Origin of the sequence: Pedobacter sp. PF22-3 (assembly GCF_026239555.1) — a bacterium.
Taxonomy (GTDB): Bacteria; Bacteroidota; Bacteroidia; order Sphingobacteriales; family Sphingobacteriaceae; genus Pedobacter.
The window spans coordinates 22,035-40,059 of record NZ_JAPIVP010000014.1 but is presented as its reverse complement, the minus strand read 5'-3'; the positions used below and the strand labels follow the sequence as shown (position 1 = coordinate 40,059).

Sequence of the window (18,025 nt, the reverse complement as noted above, 5' to 3'; positions counted from 1 at the left end):
CCCAAACCATAACCTCATAATGTTTCTCACGCCTTACGTTGAAATGGAATTACAGCAGAAGCCCACTCTTATTTAGGAAAGCTAAAGATAGCAATTCCGCTATAAGAAATGGGATAAAATCTGCTGTCTTGCTCCAACGGCGTGAGATTTGAGGTTGCAAGACTCTTAAATTTTATCTTTTTATTAGTCTATTTTTTTTGTTACGTAAATGTAAATAAAAAAAAGACAAATGTCAAGTAATTGCATGACGATTTTAAATAAAATATAAAAGACATTGGCAATTGTATTTTATTAGCAATGAAATGATAAGTGAGAAAGAAAAAACAATTCTGAAAAACTTTGGTGAGCATTTAAAATCCTTAAAAGAAAAACAGGAACTTTCTTATCGTGAATTTTATAAAAGAAGCGGTGTTAATACAGGCGATATCATTAAATATGAAAATGGAGAAACCAGTCCGAATTTTATTACCATAATGAGATTGGCCATCGGTTTAAAAATCCATCCAACAGTACTTCTTGATTTTAATTATGGAATAGACTTTAGTGCTGGACTGGAATAGTAAATGACTCATTTACAAATTGCACGCTATTAAAAATGAGCTGCAGCTATTGATAAACTGACCAATATATCCTCATTTTGAGGAAGAATTAAAATTGTACATCAGAACGCTCCAAACATGGAGCAGAAATTTTTGAGAGTTTTGGCGGCGACCCAAAGGCTAGTGCTACACAGAATCAATACTATCTAATCGCCCATCAAAAAGTCTTCTTAGCTGCATAGACCCTTTATAAGCAACAAGAACGACTGCTTCACTAACAAATACAAAGCAGTTAAAAAACATTTTTACGTGTAAAATAAATTCGATAGCGATCGTGCTTCTATAACTTTTAAAAGCCAATTATTCAAAAAAATAAAATTAAACGGAGGTATCTGGTAGCGTTTTTGGGTTCAGCAACGTATAAGCTGTAAATTAAAGCTTTATGAAACAAATATTACTTCTTTTAGCAATTGTAACCATAATTGTATCCTGCAAAAAATCAGATAACAATAATGACAGACCTGGTGAAGTTTATGGAAAATGGAAACTGACCGAAACCTTATATGATATTGGTAATGGACAGGGTAAGTACACAAAAGTTACCGGCGAAGCCAAATATCTTAAGGTAGAAAAATCAGGAAATCAGGCTGGGAAATTCAAAGGGGATGCTATGCCAAATTTAATTTCATTTAAGATTTTGGACAGTATAAGGATGGAGGTTTACAGTAGCAACTATCAAATGCCAACAATTTTTAGATATCAAGTTTCTGCAAATTCGCTAGAGCTTAATCCACCTTGTATCGAAGGTTGCGGGTATAGGTTTTCAAGAGATTAATAATCCCTTTATTGCAGCGTTTTTAGAAAGTAATTTCATTAAGCCTGAAATTAAAAAAATCTTTCTCTAATGCAATCACTTGGCAATTAAATTATAGTATACACGGTCAGTCTGAGCTTATCGAAGATCTTTTAATAGTTGAAAACAAAAAAATATTTGTCCTTCGATAGGCTAGAATTGACAGATACCTAAGGAATGTTTTCATTGCGAGAAGGCTTTTTCAGCCGATAGCCTGCCCCGATCTTAGGGCAAGCAATCTTTACAACAAGAAATATTTGATTAAAAGATTGCTTCGTCGTTCCTTCTCGCAATGACGATTTTTTACATATTTTTTTCTCCTCAATTTAATAACGTTAAATACGTTAATCCTGCCTTTACGTTTGTCATCAGATCAGCAGAACATCATATTTAAACAGTTAAACTATCCCAAATCACCTGATAAACATCTGGCGCCTGCAATGTTTTATCTATTGCTTTTGAAGTAACCAGAACAGGTTTATATTGATCAGCGATATTTATACCACCATGCGATCCTTTAACTAATGTAGCATCAAGTGGAATCACATCCATCACATAACGAAATCCTGCCTTTTTTCTTAAAAGTTTATACCCAGCCCTCAATTTTGAGGTCATAAACATTTCTACCGGATCATAACCAGGTTTTTTATGGATATCAACTACCCTGGCATAATCAGGCGCTTTAGCATCATCCAACCAAAAATAATAGGTAAACCAGCTATTTTCTTTTGCAACAAGTACCAGATCACCAGAACGTTTATGGTTAATGTGGTGTTGCTCCTGTTCTGCCTTATCGAGTATCAAATCAATTCCCTGAACAATCTTTAATAATGCTTTTACCTGTTCAGTTACACTTTTATCATTAATATATACATGTGCAACCTGGTGATCGGCCACTACAAATGCTTTAGAAGCACCCGGATCAAGCAATTCTAATCCTCTTTCTTCACGGATCTGGATCAGGCCATTTTCCCTGAACAAACGGTTAAGGTGGATGGGGTTATTTACCGGGGCAATGCCATACTCAGAAAGCAAAATGATGCGCGCCCCCCTACTTTCGTAAAAGCGTACCAATTCTTCTACCACCTGATCAATTTCTTTTAGTTCCGTACTGATTTTATCCAGCGCAGGACCAAACTTCTGTAAACAATAATCTAAATGGGGCAAATAAATTAAAGTAAGTGTTGGATTATGAAGCTTCTCGGTTTCCATTGAGGCATCTGCAATCCATCTTGTTGATTTAATATTTGCACCAGGTCCCCAGAACTGAAATAAGGGGAACTGTCCCAGCTTAGCCTGTAAATGGTCGCGCAGTTCAGCCGGCTGCGAATAACAGTCAGGTAATTTACGGCCATCAGCAAGGTAATTTGGACGTGGCGTTACCGAGAAATCGGCGGTAGAATACATATTATACCACCAGAACATATTGGCACAGGTAAAATCAGGATCTTCCTTTTTAGCCTGATCCCATATTTTTTCAGCATTTACCAGTTTGTTAGACTGCTTCCAGAATTTAATTTCAGCATCATCATGGTCATACCAGCCATTTCCCACAATACCGTTCTCTGAAGGATATTTACCCGTCAGATAACTCGATTGTACAGCCGTTGTAACTGCGGGTAACAAAGGTTCTATGCTTGTGAGATGATTCTCACTAATATATTTTTGAAGAAATGGTGTATGCACTCCAATTACGGAAGCAGATAGGGCTACGATATCAATAACAACGGTTTTGTGCATATTCTTTTATAATAAATTTTTAACCCAGGCCAGTTCTCTGATAATGGAATCGTTTAACGGTGCTTTTAAAGCAGTTGGCAAAACCTCCCAGGTATAGGTTTCTACTTCTAAATGAGCAGTGAAAGGATTATTTTTTTGCAGTTTTAACACTTCCATAATATCCGATTGAGTAGACTGGATCAAACCCATATCTTCTACAAAAATAGGGACATGGAAATGTGCTCTCCACTCCTCTACCGCTATATTATCGCTTTCTGCCAGTGCTTCTTTAAGATCAGGATAACGGATTAAACTACCATCATTTTTCCTGGCGATTACCTGATGAAGATAAGTTGGTTCATCAAAGCGGCCCAGCTGATCCAATACTACATTTCTTTCAGAAATGGATACTGGCAATTTTGCTTTTAATGCAGCGCTGATCTGGATTTTTCCAATTTGGATGCCTTTCTGCTGCAATTCGTTAATGATGGCTGTATGTGGTTCATAACCGATTGCGAAATGACAAACATCATAACACAAACGGACATGTTTTTTAATCATATCTTCATCATTTCCAGCAGGTAAAAGTACATTTTGGTACCAATCGATAAATTCCGGACCGGATTCAAGAAAACCATCTGGTTCAGGTTCAATATCCAAATGGATCATCTTGCCGCTTTGGCTGTGTATATGATGCAAACCCTCGGCCACCTTTATAATATTTGCTGTTGCATTAGCTGTGGCATCTTTTCTGGCTTCAGCAGCTGTAAACCAGGGCTTATAACTCAAAGGCGAGGTTGAAATGCCACCATCCACATTATCAGGCAATAATTGTGAAATGATTTTGGCCAAACGCAATGTATATTCAACGCGTTCTTCTGTTGTCCAATCGGGTGCATGTACCTGATCTTTCACCCTGGTATGGTGAAAACCGCCATATGGAAATCCATTCATGGTAAAAACATAGCCACCTTCCTGCTTAAGCCATTGTTTAAATACTTCGAGATGATTTTCTTCCAACAATTCGATACTTGCAAGATTGGAAAGGCGCAAACCGATACCCATCGGGGCATCTGGCGATAATTGTGCTTTTAATACTGGAAAACTATCTTTCAATACAGCAAAATGTGCCATCCAATTTTCGCCCGGATAAATATTGGTACAGAAGGTTAAATGTCCTGAAGTTAATTTCATCGCTTAATGTTGAATAATAGCCGCCTGTCTATTTAAAATTTCCGCAGCTTGCTTTAAGATGTCGGCATCAATTTCATGAACTTCCTCTCCACTTCCCAAACCGGTAAGCAAGGTAATGGTAAGCTGGCCACCAAGATGCTCGCGGAATTCTTCCAGTCCATCCAAAATTGGACTATTGCCTTCGGTAACCTGCAACAGCGGGTGCGTGAGTTCGAAACCAAGTTGCTGGATCAGGGTGATTACCCTTTGTGCATCTTCGGCACTTATCCTGCCCGATAAATTGGAATATACAGTATCTAAAGCAATGCCCATGGCAACCGCCTCACCATGCCTCACTTCGAAATTCGTCAGGTACTCTAATTTATGCGCGCTCCAATGGCCAAAATCCAATGGTCGGGCAGAACCATTCTCAAAAGGATCAGCACTGCGAATATGCTCCATATGGAGTTTTGCACATTTCCAGATCTGGTAATTCATGGCTATGGTATCGCGATTTGTAAGTGCTATAGCATTCGATTCCAGCCACTCAAAAAATTCAGCATCTTTAATCAGCGCTACTTTAATCGCTTCGGCAATACCTGAACGCCAATCGCGATCTGACAATGTGCTTAAAAATATTTCATCATTAAAAACAGCAACAGGTGGCGAAAAAGTGCCCAAAAAGTTCTTTTTATTAAAATAATTGATCCCGTTTTTTACGCCAACTCCCGAATCGTTCTGCGAAAGCACGGTACTTGGAATCCTGATGTGCTTAATACCGCGGTGTGCAACCGTAGCCGCATAACCCACCATATCAAGCACTGCGCCACCGCCAATCGCAGCCACAAACGAATGCCTGTCTATACCATAAGTATTAATGGCTTCTAATACCTGATCAAAGTGTTTCTTATCATTTTTTACCTGTTCACCGCCGGGGATAACGAGAATATCCTGAACCAGCTGCGTTTTATTGTGCTTTGAAAAATAGGCTTTAATTTGAGTAATAAGCGCTTGATGTGCATCGGCTACGCCTTCATCAATTACAAATAAAATTTTCTTTACTGCAACAGCCGGATTTAACCTAACTAAGAAACTGTTCAACAATTCGTTTTCAGGCAAAAAAAGCGATGAAGTAAAAAAAACATTATAATTATATTGTACAGTAAAGGATTGATGTAAATGTTCCATAACAATTGCTAAGGTGTTTGAGGGTTAAGTAACTGCAAATAATTTAGAGAGCCAAAGGGATAGTGGCAGTAAAGCTGATATTATAAAAGCCAGAAACAAGGCATCGAAAGTTACGGCCCAGGCGGCATCCATTAAAATAAGTGAAATTACGCCGGATTTCACCGCCCCACCAATATTTTTACCAATAGGCTCTTTTATAGCTTTTAAAAGTGGCCTGAAAATCATGATGACAAAAGGGATCAGGAACAGCAGCGACAGCAGCAACCTTTCATTTACAAATGCAAAATAAGCAATAGCACAGATCACCGTAGCATACAGTAAGGCAGCCACATATAAGTTTTTAGTACGGCCTCCATGAACTTCACCACGGCTGGTCATGGTGATGGAGAAAATATAAATGACCGGAATAATAGCCAGATAGTGATTGGATAGCATTTCAGGCACAATACTCAAACCCAACAACAGGTTAAACCCACGGCATAGGCCCATATTCAACGGACCGAAAAAAGAATGATGTTTGCCAATTTTATTATAAAGTAAAGCAAACACAGCTACCAAAAGGGCCAATAATCCGGAAGTTAAACTATTCACCGTAGCCAGAGCAACTCCGGCAAAAAGTAATGTACTTCCTAATATGGCGGCATGCTTTAAACTGATTATCCCACTGGGGATAACCCGTTCCGGACGTTCTATTTTATCCAGATCGGCATCAAAAACATCGTTAAAAATGATTCCTCCACCATATAAACAGGCTGTTGATATAATCAATAAGATTATAGACAACCATGGAATGGAAGCGCCATTGCTTAAAACCCCTGAAATGGCAATACCTGCTAAAATATCTGCTACTGAAGTAACAATATTAGCTGGGCGCATCATGCGCAGATAGATTATTATTCTTTTCAATACTTTAACTAATGATAATAGATGATTTATCTGTTCTTGGTTGTTGTCCGCCACGTAGAATGGTATTTCCTTCAAATTTCTTGGTAAGGTCTATCTGAGCGTTAAAATCGGCTTCATCCAGTTGTCCGCTCTGCGCAAAGGCTGTAATTGCATTGCTATAAGTAACCAATTCAATATCCTGAGTGCTTAAACCACGCATTTTCATTAAGGCAGCAGTTTTAGGCACTGCCAATGGATCGCTAATACCCCAATCGGCAGCAGAATTTACCATAATACGCGCTGCGCCATATTGTTTTACAATTTCTACCATACGCTCGTTACCCATTTTGGTAAATGGATAAATCGTAAAAGCAGCCCAAAAGCCCCTATCTAATACTTCTTTTACCGTTTCCTCATTATTGTGATCAATGATGATACTGTAAGGATCAAGGCCATGCTCCAAAGCAATATCCATACTGCGCTGGGTACCCTTTTTCTTATCGCGGTGTGGTGTATGCACCTGTACGGGCAAACCTGCTTCTTTAGCCAGTTCTAGCTGTAACCGGTAATATTTTTCTTCAGCAGCGGTCTGGTCGTCGAAACCGATCTCGCCAACGCCAACCACCCCTTCTTTATAAATAAACGAAGGTAGGATTTCCATTACCTGTTCGGCCAGGCTCTCGTTATTGGCTTCTCTTGAGTTAAGACCAATGGTACAATAATGTTTAATGCCAAATTGAGATGAACGAAAGCGTTCCCAACCAATAAGGCTGCTGTAATAATCATTAAAACTATCCAATCCGGTGCGTGGCTGACCCAGCCAAAATGCGGGTTCTATCAAAGCAACAACACCGGCATCGGCCATTGCCTGGTAATCGTCCGTTGTTCTCGAGGTCATGTGCACATGTGGGTCGAAGAACTTCATTCCCTTTACCACATTGATATCAAAAGCCTCAGGCGCTCCCATCATTGCTTTATCTCTTTCTATTGAACTGCTACAACACATATCTTTATCTAAATTTTATATTTGGTTAAAATGAATTCCAGTTTAAACTCCCATCAGCCAGGGCCAATTTCAGTTCCGGAAAAGTATTGATATAATCTTTTGCTGGCTGGTAACCGGATTGTGAAATGGCCAGCGCGATGGACCGTTGTTCCATCTGGTTATAATGCTGCAAACCGGTTTTAAGGGTTTCAAAAATTTCGGCATTAATAAATTTACCTACCATGCGCCATAGCTGTGGATGCACTTCTCTGCCCGCAGCCCAGCGTTCTTTGGCATAATCTACCAGCGTTAAAGCAAGCGGCAGGTTAGCGCGTTGATCTAAACCTACAATCAGGTTGATATTTTTCTCTGTAAAAAAAGCTTTTAGTACCAGTTGGTTCCAGGCGGCTTCGTTCAGATTTGCTGCCGGATAAGGGTTGTTTTCCATAATGGTTTCAAGTACAGAACCAATATTGCTCCTGATCCCTTCGGCGCAGCGCTTTACCCAAATTTCGGGATGAGGCAAAAATGGAAGAGCCGAATATAAAGCTACAGCTTCATTCACCTCTGCCGACAGAAATAATCTGTTAATGGCTGAAAATAACAGCTCTTTATCTTTCAGATCCAAACCTGCCAATAACCATACGCGACTTAACCTATCTATTGTCCAGTTACGAATATAGCCGAAGCCGGCTGCATGAAGTGCTTCTTGCTGATCTTCGTTAATTGCAACCGGCAATTTGCCAGTTTTACGCGGCAGCATAACAAATACTTTGGCTAACTGCGCCGATTGGTCTGTAGATCGGTTAAAATTTTCCAGCCATTTTTCGGCCTCCAAGCTGATATTGTTTTTAACAACAGATGCAATAATTTCTTTTACCACCTTTAAATGATCATCTCTCATAAATAAAAAATATTGAAAGGTATCTATGCAGTAATACCTGCAGAAACGAAATAATTGATCAATAGTGCGCCTGCAATAATTAACAGACCAAAGAATTCTCGCGTTTGCTCAATGTAAGGTTTAGTAGCCTGCATACTCTGCACCAGGCTCTCGCGCCTGTATTTGGTAATCCAATCGCGAACACCATCTTTTGCAAAGAAGAGGATCACAGCATAAATCAAATAAAAAGCAGTTAAAAACAGATAAGCAAATGGATAAAACCTACCAGATGCAGCTAATCCGCAGCATATTGCGGCGCTTAAATAAATAGATACCCAGAGAAAAGCATCGTTATCATTTAAATTTACATAAGCAAAGCCTAAAAACGAGATACAGAAAATAATGTTGAGAATAAGTAAAAGCATTTTAGTTATTTGGTTTAAGAAGCAACTAAATCGATTTTTTCGATTTTTTTTTGAAGAAAAACAAAGTTATTTAAACTTAATGCTTTTTTTGCTTAAAGAATGTAAATTATATACTGCAATAAAATATTTTTTTGATTAACTTTTATTCCTCAAATAAAAGTTTTAAAATATTTGCCAGCACAGGATTGTGATCGTCTGCCCGCCAATTAATCAATAAATCAGTTTTAAAAGGCAGCGGAATAAAGCGCAAACCAGGGCTTTGATGGTGCATATAGGAGTCTGGCAAAATGGCTATCCCCAAACCTTTCCTCACCAATGCTATAATTGTAGAACCAAATTCGGAGTGCAGAAACACATCAGGAGCAAAATCATAAGATTTGAATAATGCCTGGATAATTTCGCTATAACTACTCCCCTCATCTTTTGTGGGCAGGATAAATTTCTGCTGCTTTAGGTTTTCGGTCGATAGATCTTCAAATACCTGAAAAGGATGTGTTAAAGGAACCACCAGGGCGAGATGATCAGCATATATTTTTTTTGCCCTGATCCCCGGTTCGCTGTTGATATCTCTTGTAATTACCAGGTCAATCTTATAATTTTTTAAAAAATCCAGTTGATTTTCATATAAAACCTGCACCAGCTTAATCTGAAGCTGAGGAAATGCCTGCGTGATTTTAGCTAGCATATCGGGCATGATGGAAGCCGATATAGAATCGGGATGCGCAATGGTTATGGTTCCACGCTCACCTAAATGAATCTGTTTAGCAAACTGATGGATATATTCGAGTTCATTTAATTCGACTTCCCACTTTTCTTTTAAGAATTTACCTGCCGGTGTGAGTTTCACATTGCGCTTATTTCGTTCAAAAAGCTGTACACCCAGTTCGTTTTCCAGCGATTGGATCTGGCGGCTAAGTGCCGATTGTGTGATGCTCACCTTTTCTGCAGTTTTCCAATAGTGAAGCTGCTCTGATAATGCCAAAAAATATTTGATTCGCTGAAGATCCATTAATGCAAAATATGCATTAATAAATGATTTAATAACATTTTTAATCATTTAATTACTTGTTACATTCGTGCCATGAATCAGACCACCATTGAAAGGGCAACCACAAACGACATCCAAAAATTACAGGAAATAGGAAGAAGCACATTTTTTGAAACTTTCGCTCATGTAAACACAGCCGAAAACATGAGCGATTATTTGGAAAACAGCTTTTCTGATGAGCAATTGAAAACAGAATTGAATAATCAATGTTCACAATTTTATTTTGCACGGGTAGATGGAAACGTAGTGGCCTACTTAAAAATCAATTTTGGCCAAGCACAAAACGAAAAAATAGATGATGCCCTAGAAATTGAACGCATTTACGTTTTAAAGGCATTCCATGGTAAAAATGTAGCGCAAACACTCTATCAAAAAGCCATTGATATTGCTTACGAAATAAAGGTAAAATGTGTATGGCTTGGCGTTTGGGAAGAAAACTACAGGGCTTTAAGGTTTTATGAGAAAAACGGCTTTAAGGCCTTTGGTAAACATTCTTTCTGGCTTGGCAACGATGAGCAAACAGATCTATTGATGAAAAAAGAATTGGCCAATACCAACGAATTAAAAGCATAGTAATGGAAAAAAGAACTCTTTTTCTAATCTTGCTGATTATTGGTACTGCTTTCTGGGGCATTTCTTTTTCGGTTACCAAACTTGCCATTGGCCAGGGTCAGCCACTTTTATTTTTATGCTATCGCTTCCTTTTAGCCACCATGGTTTTATCGGTAATTTTCTGGAAACATGTAAACAAGCTTAATGCAGCCACTATAAAAACCGGTGCCAGCCTGGCAGTGTCACTTGTACTTGGCATTTATCTGCAAACACTGGGCATTACACATACTTCAGCATCGCAATGCTCATTTGTAGCTGGAATAACCGTGGTGATGATTCCCGTAATTAAACTTATGATTTACCGAAAAGCAGCAGCCCTAAAAATATGGATTGCCGCAGGCACAGCCCTAACTGGTCTTTTTGTAATATCGGTTACTAATAAATTGAGTATTGGCATCGGTGATTTATATACCATAATTGGTGCCTTTTGCTTCGCCATATATTTAATTCAGGTTGAAAAGGCATCAAAAGCGGGCGATATTGTGCCTACCATTGTGCCTATGTTTGCCAGCTGCGCCCTATTCACTTTTTTACTGGCCTTATTTCAAAATGATACCGTCTGGCTCCCTCAAACGCAAACTTTTTGGTTAGGCATTATTTTTTGTGCGTTATTTTCGACCGCATACATGTATACCATATCAAACGTCGCTCAAAAATACATTAGTGCCGAAAGGGTATCGATCATTTATCTTTTCGAGCCAATTTTCGGCGCCTTTGCAGCACATTTTATGTTGGGTGAAGCCATTACATCACGGCTTTTAATGGGTGGCGGACTGATTTTTATCGCCACGCTGATTTCGGAGCTTAAATGGAGAATACCTAACAAAATGGCAATGCCAAGCCTATCAAAACAAAAAAAGGCTTAAGTACAATTTTTGACACCCGATAAATGATCGATATATTAGTATAATGGAAGCTATTGTACTCAACAGATCGCAGGCACGAAAAATCATTTTACATGCGGCAGGACTTTCAAAAAAAGAACAGTTTGGAACTGGAATTGAGGCAGTTTATAAGGTAATTGATCATTTAGGCTATATACAGTTAGATACCAACTACGTTGTAGAACGTGCCCACCATCACGCTATATTTACAAGGGTTCCAGATTATCAAACAGAATGGCTTTCAACACTTGGTGAGCATGGTGATGTTTTCGAATATTTTACTTCTGATGCAGGTTTTTTGCCTATGCCCGATTTCCGCTTTTCGCTGCCGGTAAAAAAGGCATTTGCAACGAAAGGTAGTAGCTTAACAAAAAGAGAATCGGATTTAATGAAGCAGATTTTAAATCAGGTTGAACGGGATGGCGCAGTGATGGTTGGCGATTTTGAAAACGACCGCGTAGAAGCCAGCTCGGGCTGGTGGGATTGGCGACCTGCCAAGGTTGCATTAGAAAGACTTTACTTTCAAGGTAAATTAATGATCAGCCGGAATAGTGCTTTCCAAAAAGTTTACCACCTTCCATTGGACGTTGTGCCACCAGATACCGACCAAACCATGCCTACAGATGAAGAGTATGCCCGTTATGTGATCCAACGTACCCTCGGCGCATTGGGAATTTCTGCTGTAAAAGAAATGGCCTGGCGTTCCCGCCGTGTAAAAGGGAACCTGGTAAAAAAAGAACTGGATAAGATGCTTCAGGCGGGAGAAGTTAAAACAGTGATTGTTGATGGCGTTAAAGGACCATTATATATGCTTTCGGACACTGATGTTAACCTTAATATAGAAGACGAAGTTTTTATTCTGTCTCCTTTTGATATTTTGAATGTCTTCCGCTCCCGTTTAAAAGATTTTTTTGACTTCGATTATCAAATTGAATGTTTTGTACCCGCTCCTAAACGAAAATTTGGCTATTTCTCTTTACCGATCATATCTGGAGAAAGATTTATTGCCAGAATGGATGCTAAAGCCGACCGGAAAAAGAAAACACTAATTATCCATAATCTCCATTTTGAGTCTATTGATATTGACATGCAAACCATTGATAAACTGATAGACAATTTAAAGGAATTTATCCTGTTCAATAAATGTCGCGATGTGATTTTTATAAAATCAAACCGTAACGACTTGCTTAAATTGATCAGTGAGGCATTTTTTTGATGGGTATTAATTCTGACAGACATTGAACAACATGCACAATCAATTAGCCTAGCAGAAAAGCAAAAGTTAATACAAGTAAATAGATCGCAGTGCCGATCAAGACACCAAGCAAAAAGATAGTTGCAAGCAGTATGGCCAGTAATCTTTCAAATGAACCTAAACTTTCCATGAAAATAAACGAAGTATTAAATAATGGTTTATAAAAATCAGATGGAAAATTAAGACAGCTTAGCCAAGGTCATCCCAAGAATCGCACTGATGAATAAACAAATGAAAAATACATGTAAAATGATTGAAAGTAGCTTCTTAAAAGTTTCCATGTCGAAGAAACGAAATCATAAGCATTTGGTTTTTGAAAATTTAAAAAAAACATAAGCTTTAATTCCTTTTATCTGAATCGCTCAAAAGTTAAAAGTGTCGTAAAAAAACAAAAGGCTGTATCAGAAATGATTTTGGAGATTTTTGGAAGAATAATGTTTTGAAATGTCGTCATTCCCGTGAAAACGGGAATCTTAATAAGATAGAAAGGCAGATAAGTAAGCCCCTACCAAATCATTAAGATGCCCAGTCAAGCTGAGCATGACGACACTGCCAAATTGAATTCTTTTGCCAGCTCTGAATCTGTTATTTTGACAAAGCCTCAATTTAACCATCGGCAGGCGTATTTTGAACATTTAAATTGCAAGATTTGGAGCGGAAACCATTAATCACCCTCCAAAACTTTACTCACTAAGACTGAATAAATGCTAAAATATCTTTATTAATGGTTGCTGCCTCCGTTGTAGGCATACCATGCGGGAAACCAGGATAAGTAATCAGTTTTCCGTTTTTCAACAATTTGGCAGATTTTACACCTGCATTTTGGTAAGGAACAATCTGGTCATCTTCACCATGAAGCACCAGTACCGGGATATCAACAGCTTTTAAATCTTCATTAAAATCCGTTTCAGAAAAAGCTTTAATGCCCTCGTAGTGTGCAACAATTCCACCCATCATCCCCTGTCTCCACCAGTTTCTTTGTATTCCTTCTTTTATATCTGCACCTGCTCTATTATATCCATAAAAAGGAATGGTTAAATCGATATAAAACTGTTGCCTGTTGTTTAAAGTCTGGTCTCTGATATTATCAAAAACAGACATGGGCACACCATCCGGATTGCTGTCACTTTGAACCATTATCGGCGGAACAGCACTAATCAACACTGCTTTTTTTGCCCTACCATTGGCATATTTGTTCACATAACGAATCACCTCGCCACCACCTGTAGAATGCCCGATATGAACCACATCTTTCAAATCCAAAAATGCAACCAGTTCTGCAGCATCAGCAGCATAAGTTTCGATATTGTGCCCGTAAATATCCTGGCTGGAGCGACCATGACCTCTCCTGTCATGCGTTACCACACGGTAACCTTTCTGTAAGAAGAAAATAACCTGTGCGTCCCAATCATCTGAGGATAAAGGCCATCCGTGGTGAAACATTAAAGTTGGCCCTTCACCCTGGTCTTTGTAAAAAATCTCTGTTCCGTCTTTTAATTTTAGTAAGCTCATCGTTTTAAGTTTTTTTTGTTTATGGTCGATTATTTTATTTAAAAACGTTTTTTGTTCTTAATATATATCAAATGTAGTATCGTGAAAGTAAATCAATCTTGACCTATGGTAAAATCTTTTGCTTTTATCTGGCAAATCATCAATGCTCATTTCTATTTGATCAGATTATTTTCTTCGCTAATCAGTCGAAATAGATCCTCCACTTCGATATCGAATTTTTTCCCATCACAAAGATCGAAGGTGTGCCGTTCGTAAATAATCTCCACCACCTTTATCAGAAAGAACCAGGATCATGGATATCTTGAATAAATCAGAACAACTAAAAGCAACGATTTTAAACAAAAAGCCGGACATTGAAAATCAAAGCCCGGCTGTACCGATCAGTTCGAATACCTTGAACATCTAATCGCTTTTTTAGTCCATCATTTAGGATTCAGGACAAAAAAGATTGATATAACAGGAATAAAATTTCCTGTCATATTAAAAGGATATGAACATTTAAACCGTCTTATTTAAATTTAAGATTTAGTGATACAATATTGGAAACCAAACTTGTAGACCGCGAATAGTGCCCATATCTTAATTCCAACATATTGAGTCTTTGCCAGCCAAAAACACCTTTGGGTGGAGCAAAACGAATACCTGCACCATAAAAATCACTCGTCAGTGTAGATAAGTCATAGTCACTGGTAAAATATTGTGCTGAAGGCGCATGCTGTCCATATGGTGCAAAATATTTAGTACCAACCTGGTTGTTATAGCGATAAAAAGGACTGATCGAAAAGAAAGAATTGATCTTAACCGGAATTTCAAGTTCGGCTGTGTGGGCCCTGATACCCCAGTTATCCATATAATAGCGGTAAAAAGTGCGAATTACAAAATGATCATCCAGGAAATAGTTCATCCTTAAGCCGATGGGAAGCTTGTAACGTTTATCGGGTAAGGTTTCTGACCGCAAATCGACTGAAAGCATACTATAGCCTCTACCGAATGCGCTGATGATGCAGCTATTCGCTTGCAGCCAATTTCCTGTGCTGCTTACAAAACTGGATATAACAGGTTAAAAATTATAAGTGATTTTGAACCGGAAGGGTGAAGAAAAAAGTGGATCCCTCATTTAGCACGCTTTCCACCCAAATTTCTCCGCCATGATCAGAAATTATTTTTGAAGAAATATAAAGCCCCATACCAAGTCCCGGATGAGAAGCAGCAACAGCCTTAAGGCGGTAAAATTTATCAAAAATATGTGCGATTCCTTCCTCAGACATACCAAGGCCGTTGTCGATAACCTTCACTACGATATGATCTTGATCTTTAGAAAGATCAGTTTCAATCTGTATGGGTGAATTTCGGGCAGAATATTTTACCGCATTGCCCAATAAATTTGTCAATACCTGTTCCAGGCGCATAGGGTCGGCCATTACACGGCATTTCGTTCCCAGCTGTATCGTGATGGTATTACCTGGATAAACATTGGATAAGATCATCACAGTTTCCTGGATAAAATCGTTAAGATCGACTTCGACAAGATCGTACTGCAGGCTTCCGTTTTCCATTTTGGAAACATCCATCAGCTGGTGGGTCAATAAAGAGAGCTTAGTGGTCTGTAAATCCAATTTTTCAAGAACCTGTGCAACCTTTTCAGAATACTGATCTTTCAATGCCCTAAGCATCTGAGTATATGCTTTGATCACGGTAAGCGGTGTTTTAAGTTCATGGCTGGCGACAGAGATAAACTCACTCTTTTTTTCATCCAGTTCACGCCGCATCCTGATTTCCTCTTCCTGCTCACCGGTCAGCCTGCTGAGATGGCTGTTTTGCTTTTTGATTTTCTCATATGCATTCAGCGGGTCAACTTCTTTAAAGAAATCCTTTAACATACTAATCCTGGATTCGTCCAGCTTAAGCGAACGGGGCAAACTTAGCCCCATTTCAATTTCATAGGCATTGCCGGAACTATTAAAAGTAAAATCAGGCAACAGTTTTTTAGCATAGAAAAAACCTTCATCACTGGCCCGGAAAACTTGATCAGCTTTGAAATCAATGCGTGCATAAAGCGAGTAACGTGGAAAGTTTCCGGAAATAATCAGGTGCAGTTTCCCGTTATCGGTATACTCGATTGCGGTCCGGGCAACCTCTGAAACCGCAGTGGCAAAAGTAGTGCGGGTAGCAACGGTCAAGCCAATCTGCTCTCCCACCTGCATGGAGCGGCGATGGGCAAGCACAAGATCCATCTCGTTTTCCAGTGAAATATTTAAAATTTCTTTCATATCAACGCGCTTTAATCACCACTATAGACATGTCATCGGTTCTGCGGGCATGGTCTTTATAAATGCAAGCCGCAAGTACTGCAGGATCATATTTTAAAATATTGGGATATTTTGCAACTTCCCAGCGCGTTTTGATTCCATCTGAACAAAGCACCAGCTGACTATAGTCAGAGACACTATACACCTGATCGTTCATGGTGTTGGGAATATTATGCCCCACGATACCATTATAGGACATGTGGTTTTTTGAAGTTGTCGGACCAATCAGTTTGACGGCAATATTGCCAATACCGCTTAGCGACCACTCTCCTCTTTCGGCGTTGAAATGTGTGACATTTGCAACCATCCCACGTGTTTTCCTGGTTGCACTGTGGATAAAACGAAGGGTTTCTACCGGACTGTTATCCGGAAACACCTTAAAGACTTTAGCGGCTTCATTGACGGCCAAATTTGCCTCCGGACCATGTCCGAGGCCATCTCCCAGCATAAACTTAAAATCGGAACCATTGGTACGGAATACAAAACCGTCTCCGCTCACTTTTTCACCTGGTTTGCTCACTACCATTGGCCTGATGACCAAACCCTTTTTCTGAGGAGGCAAAGCACCGATATAGATTCTGCTGAGCAATACCGTACCCCAACCTGGCTGGGAATACAGATCAAAAACATCAGAAAGCCTTTTAATACTGCCGAGGCCTGCACCGAGGGTATTGCTTGTTGACATACCGTCAATGAGCATTCGTTTCGTGTTCTGCATGCCGGGCCCGCTGTCGATACTGATTAACTCGATATAAGGAACGCCGTTTTCGACAAACGAACCGAAGAGGATTTCGCCATTGTCGGCGTATTTAAACAGGTTGCTGGTCATTTCAGCAACAATAATGTCTACTTCAGCAATCCTGTTATTTTCCATTCCAGCGGCAATGAGCCTTTGGTGAATTTCTTTTTTTAACAGCGAAAAGTAACTCCTGTCGTTTGCCTGTAAGCTTATATGTGTTGCATCAACCATTTGCCCATTTTAATATCATCACCACTGTGCCTTCTCCTGGCTTGCTTTTTAAATCAAATTCATTACAGAGCCGCTTTGCTCCGGGTAGTCCGAGGCCAAGGCTTTTTCCGGTAGAAAAACCGTCACGCATGGCGGCCGCAATATCGGGAATGCCCGGGCCATTATCAGAGAAGGTAAGGCGCACGCCGTTGTCGCGGCCCCTGGTCACCACCTCAATCAGGCAGCTTCCACCCCCGCCGTAACGCAGCATGTTCCTCAAGAGTTCACTTGCTGCAGTAATGAGTTTGGTTTGATTAACCAGGCCCATTTTAATCTTTACGGCAACTTCACGTACACGGTTCCGCAACAAGACTACGTCCTGTTCCCTCATTACCTGAATGGTATCCTTACTCAGCGAAAGTATCATCATCATCGGTTTCGTCATCGTCCCCGTGATCATCTCCTATCATCGACTTTAGTAAATTCATTCCTTTTTCCACATCTAGTGCGGTATGAACCCCTTTTAGAGGAAGTCCAAGTTCGATTAAAGTAATGGCCACTGCGGGCTGCATACCCACAACCACCGTTTCAGCATCCAGAATCTTAGACATGCTGGCAATATTTCCGATTATCCGGCCCATAAAAGAGTCGACGATCGAAACTGCCGAAATATCAATCAGTACGCCTTTCGAACTGGTTTTGTTCACCATCTGTACCAGATCTGCTTCCAGATCAAGGGCAAGCCGGTCGTAAAGATCAACCTGAATGGTTACCAGCAGAAAGCTTCCCATCCTGAGAATAGGAAT

19 protein-coding genes are annotated in these 18,025 nt (G+C 39.5%); 5 read left to right on the top strand and 14 right to left on the bottom strand.

Annotated features, from left to right (window positions below; genetic code table 11):
* Window positions 1–302: 302 nt before the first annotated feature.
* Together OQX63_RS17055 and OQX63_RS17050 are read left to right on the top strand one after the other, a co-directional pair.
* Window positions 303–560: a helix-turn-helix domain-containing protein gene (locus OQX63_RS17055; protein ID WP_265852026.1), complete on the top strand. Its 258-nt coding sequence runs from the start codon at window positions 303–305 to the stop codon at window positions 558–560.
* 421 nt (window positions 561–981) lie between these two features.
* A complete protein-coding gene (locus OQX63_RS17050) occupies window positions 982–1,374 on the top strand; it encodes a hypothetical protein (protein WP_265852025.1) in 393 nt (130 codons plus the stop codon).
* 408 nt (window positions 1,375–1,782) lie between these two features.
* Here the strand turns inward: OQX63_RS17050 and OQX63_RS17045 are convergent, their stop codons facing one another.
* From OQX63_RS17045 to OQX63_RS17010, 8 genes are all read right to left on the bottom strand, one after another.
* Window positions 1,783–3,132 (bottom strand): alkaline phosphatase family protein, encoded by a 1,350-nt coding sequence (locus OQX63_RS17045; RefSeq protein WP_265852024.1) that lies wholly within the window; start codon window positions 3,130–3,132, stop codon window positions 1,783–1,785.
* 6 nt (window positions 3,133–3,138) lie between these two features.
* On the bottom strand, window positions 3,139–4,305 hold the full coding sequence (gene eboE / locus OQX63_RS17040; RefSeq protein ID WP_265852023.1) for a metabolite traffic protein EboE: 1,167 nt from the start codon (window positions 4,303–4,305) through the stop codon (window positions 3,139–3,141).
* A gap of 3 nt (window positions 4,306–4,308) precedes the next feature.
* Window positions 4,309–5,472 (bottom strand): 3-dehydroquinate synthase, encoded by a 1,164-nt coding sequence (locus OQX63_RS17035; protein ID WP_265852022.1) that lies wholly within the window; start codon window positions 5,470–5,472, stop codon window positions 4,309–4,311.
* 24 nt (window positions 5,473–5,496) lie between these two features.
* Window positions 5,497–6,378 carry a UbiA-like protein EboC gene (eboC, locus tag OQX63_RS17030; protein ID WP_265852021.1) on the bottom strand — a complete coding sequence of 294 codons (882 nt, stop codon included), beginning with the start codon at window positions 6,376–6,378 and terminating at the stop codon, window positions 5,497–5,499.
* 4 nt (window positions 6,379–6,382) lie between these two features.
* A complete protein-coding gene (locus OQX63_RS17025) occupies window positions 6,383–7,363 on the bottom strand; it encodes a TatD family hydrolase (protein WP_265852020.1) in 981 nt (326 codons plus the stop codon).
* A 25-nt stretch (window positions 7,364–7,388) separates the two neighbouring features.
* Complete coding sequence (locus OQX63_RS17020) at window positions 7,389–8,246, bottom strand: EboA domain-containing protein (RefSeq protein WP_265852019.1); 858 nt, start codon at window positions 8,244–8,246, stop codon at window positions 7,389–7,391.
* A gap of 23 nt (window positions 8,247–8,269) precedes the next feature.
* On the bottom strand, window positions 8,270–8,650 hold the full coding sequence (locus OQX63_RS17015; RefSeq protein WP_090497278.1) for a transmembrane 220 family protein: 381 nt from the start codon (window positions 8,648–8,650) through the stop codon (window positions 8,270–8,272).
* Window positions 8,651–8,792: 142 nt separating this feature from the next.
* Window positions 8,793–9,707, bottom strand: a complete 915-nt coding sequence (locus OQX63_RS17010; protein WP_265852018.1) for a LysR family transcriptional regulator — start codon at window positions 9,705–9,707, stop codon at window positions 8,793–8,795.
* A gap of 24 nt (window positions 9,708–9,731) precedes the next feature.
* Here OQX63_RS17010 and OQX63_RS17005 point away from each other — a divergent pair, with 24 nt between their 5' ends.
* From OQX63_RS17005 to OQX63_RS16995, 3 genes are read left to right on the top strand one after another with little or no spacing between them, the layout of a single operon-like run.
* On the top strand, window positions 9,732–10,271 hold the full coding sequence (locus OQX63_RS17005) for a GNAT family N-acetyltransferase (protein WP_265852017.1): 540 nt from the start codon (window positions 9,732–9,734) through the stop codon (window positions 10,269–10,271).
* A 2-nt stretch (window positions 10,272–10,273) separates the two neighbouring features.
* Window positions 10,274–11,176 (top strand): DMT family transporter, encoded by a 903-nt coding sequence (locus OQX63_RS17000; RefSeq protein ID WP_265852016.1) that lies wholly within the window; start codon window positions 10,274–10,276, stop codon window positions 11,174–11,176.
* A 43-nt stretch (window positions 11,177–11,219) separates the two neighbouring features.
* Window positions 11,220–12,410, top strand: coding sequence for a winged helix-turn-helix domain-containing protein (locus OQX63_RS16995; protein WP_265852015.1), 1,191 nt, complete (start codon window positions 11,220–11,222; stop codon window positions 12,408–12,410).
* Between the two features lie 729 nt (window positions 12,411–13,139).
* On the opposite strand, the gene OQX63_RS16990 is transcribed toward OQX63_RS16995, so the two are convergent.
* The 6 genes from OQX63_RS16990 to OQX63_RS16965 form a co-directional block, all read right to left on the bottom strand.
* Window positions 13,140–13,961, bottom strand: coding sequence for an alpha/beta fold hydrolase (locus OQX63_RS16990; protein WP_265852014.1), 822 nt, complete (start codon window positions 13,959–13,961; stop codon window positions 13,140–13,142).
* Window positions 13,962–14,469: 508 nt separating this feature from the next.
* Window positions 14,470–14,934: a DUF3570 domain-containing protein gene (locus OQX63_RS16985; RefSeq protein ID WP_265852013.1), complete on the bottom strand. Its 465-nt coding sequence runs from the start codon at window positions 14,932–14,934 to the stop codon at window positions 14,470–14,472.
* A 94-nt stretch (window positions 14,935–15,028) separates the two neighbouring features.
* On the bottom strand, window positions 15,029–16,231 hold the full coding sequence (locus tag OQX63_RS16980; protein WP_265852012.1) for a sensor histidine kinase: 1,203 nt from the start codon (window positions 16,229–16,231) through the stop codon (window positions 15,029–15,031).
* A 1-nt stretch (window position 16,232) separates the two neighbouring features.
* On the bottom strand, window positions 16,233–17,240 hold the full coding sequence (locus tag OQX63_RS16975; protein WP_265852011.1) for a SpoIIE family protein phosphatase: 1,008 nt from the start codon (window positions 17,238–17,240) through the stop codon (window positions 16,233–16,235).
* On the bottom strand, window positions 17,233–17,652 hold the full coding sequence (locus OQX63_RS16970) for an anti-sigma regulatory factor (RefSeq protein WP_265852010.1): 420 nt from the start codon (window positions 17,650–17,652) through the stop codon (window positions 17,233–17,235). The genes OQX63_RS16975 and OQX63_RS16970 overlap by 8 nt, the downstream gene beginning before the upstream one ends.
* Window positions 17,627–18,010, bottom strand: coding sequence for an STAS domain-containing protein (locus tag OQX63_RS16965; RefSeq protein WP_265852009.1), 384 nt, complete (start codon window positions 18,008–18,010; stop codon window positions 17,627–17,629). Before OQX63_RS16965 ends, OQX63_RS16970 begins: the two co-directional genes overlap by 26 nt.
* Window positions 18,011–18,025 lie beyond the last annotated feature (15 nt).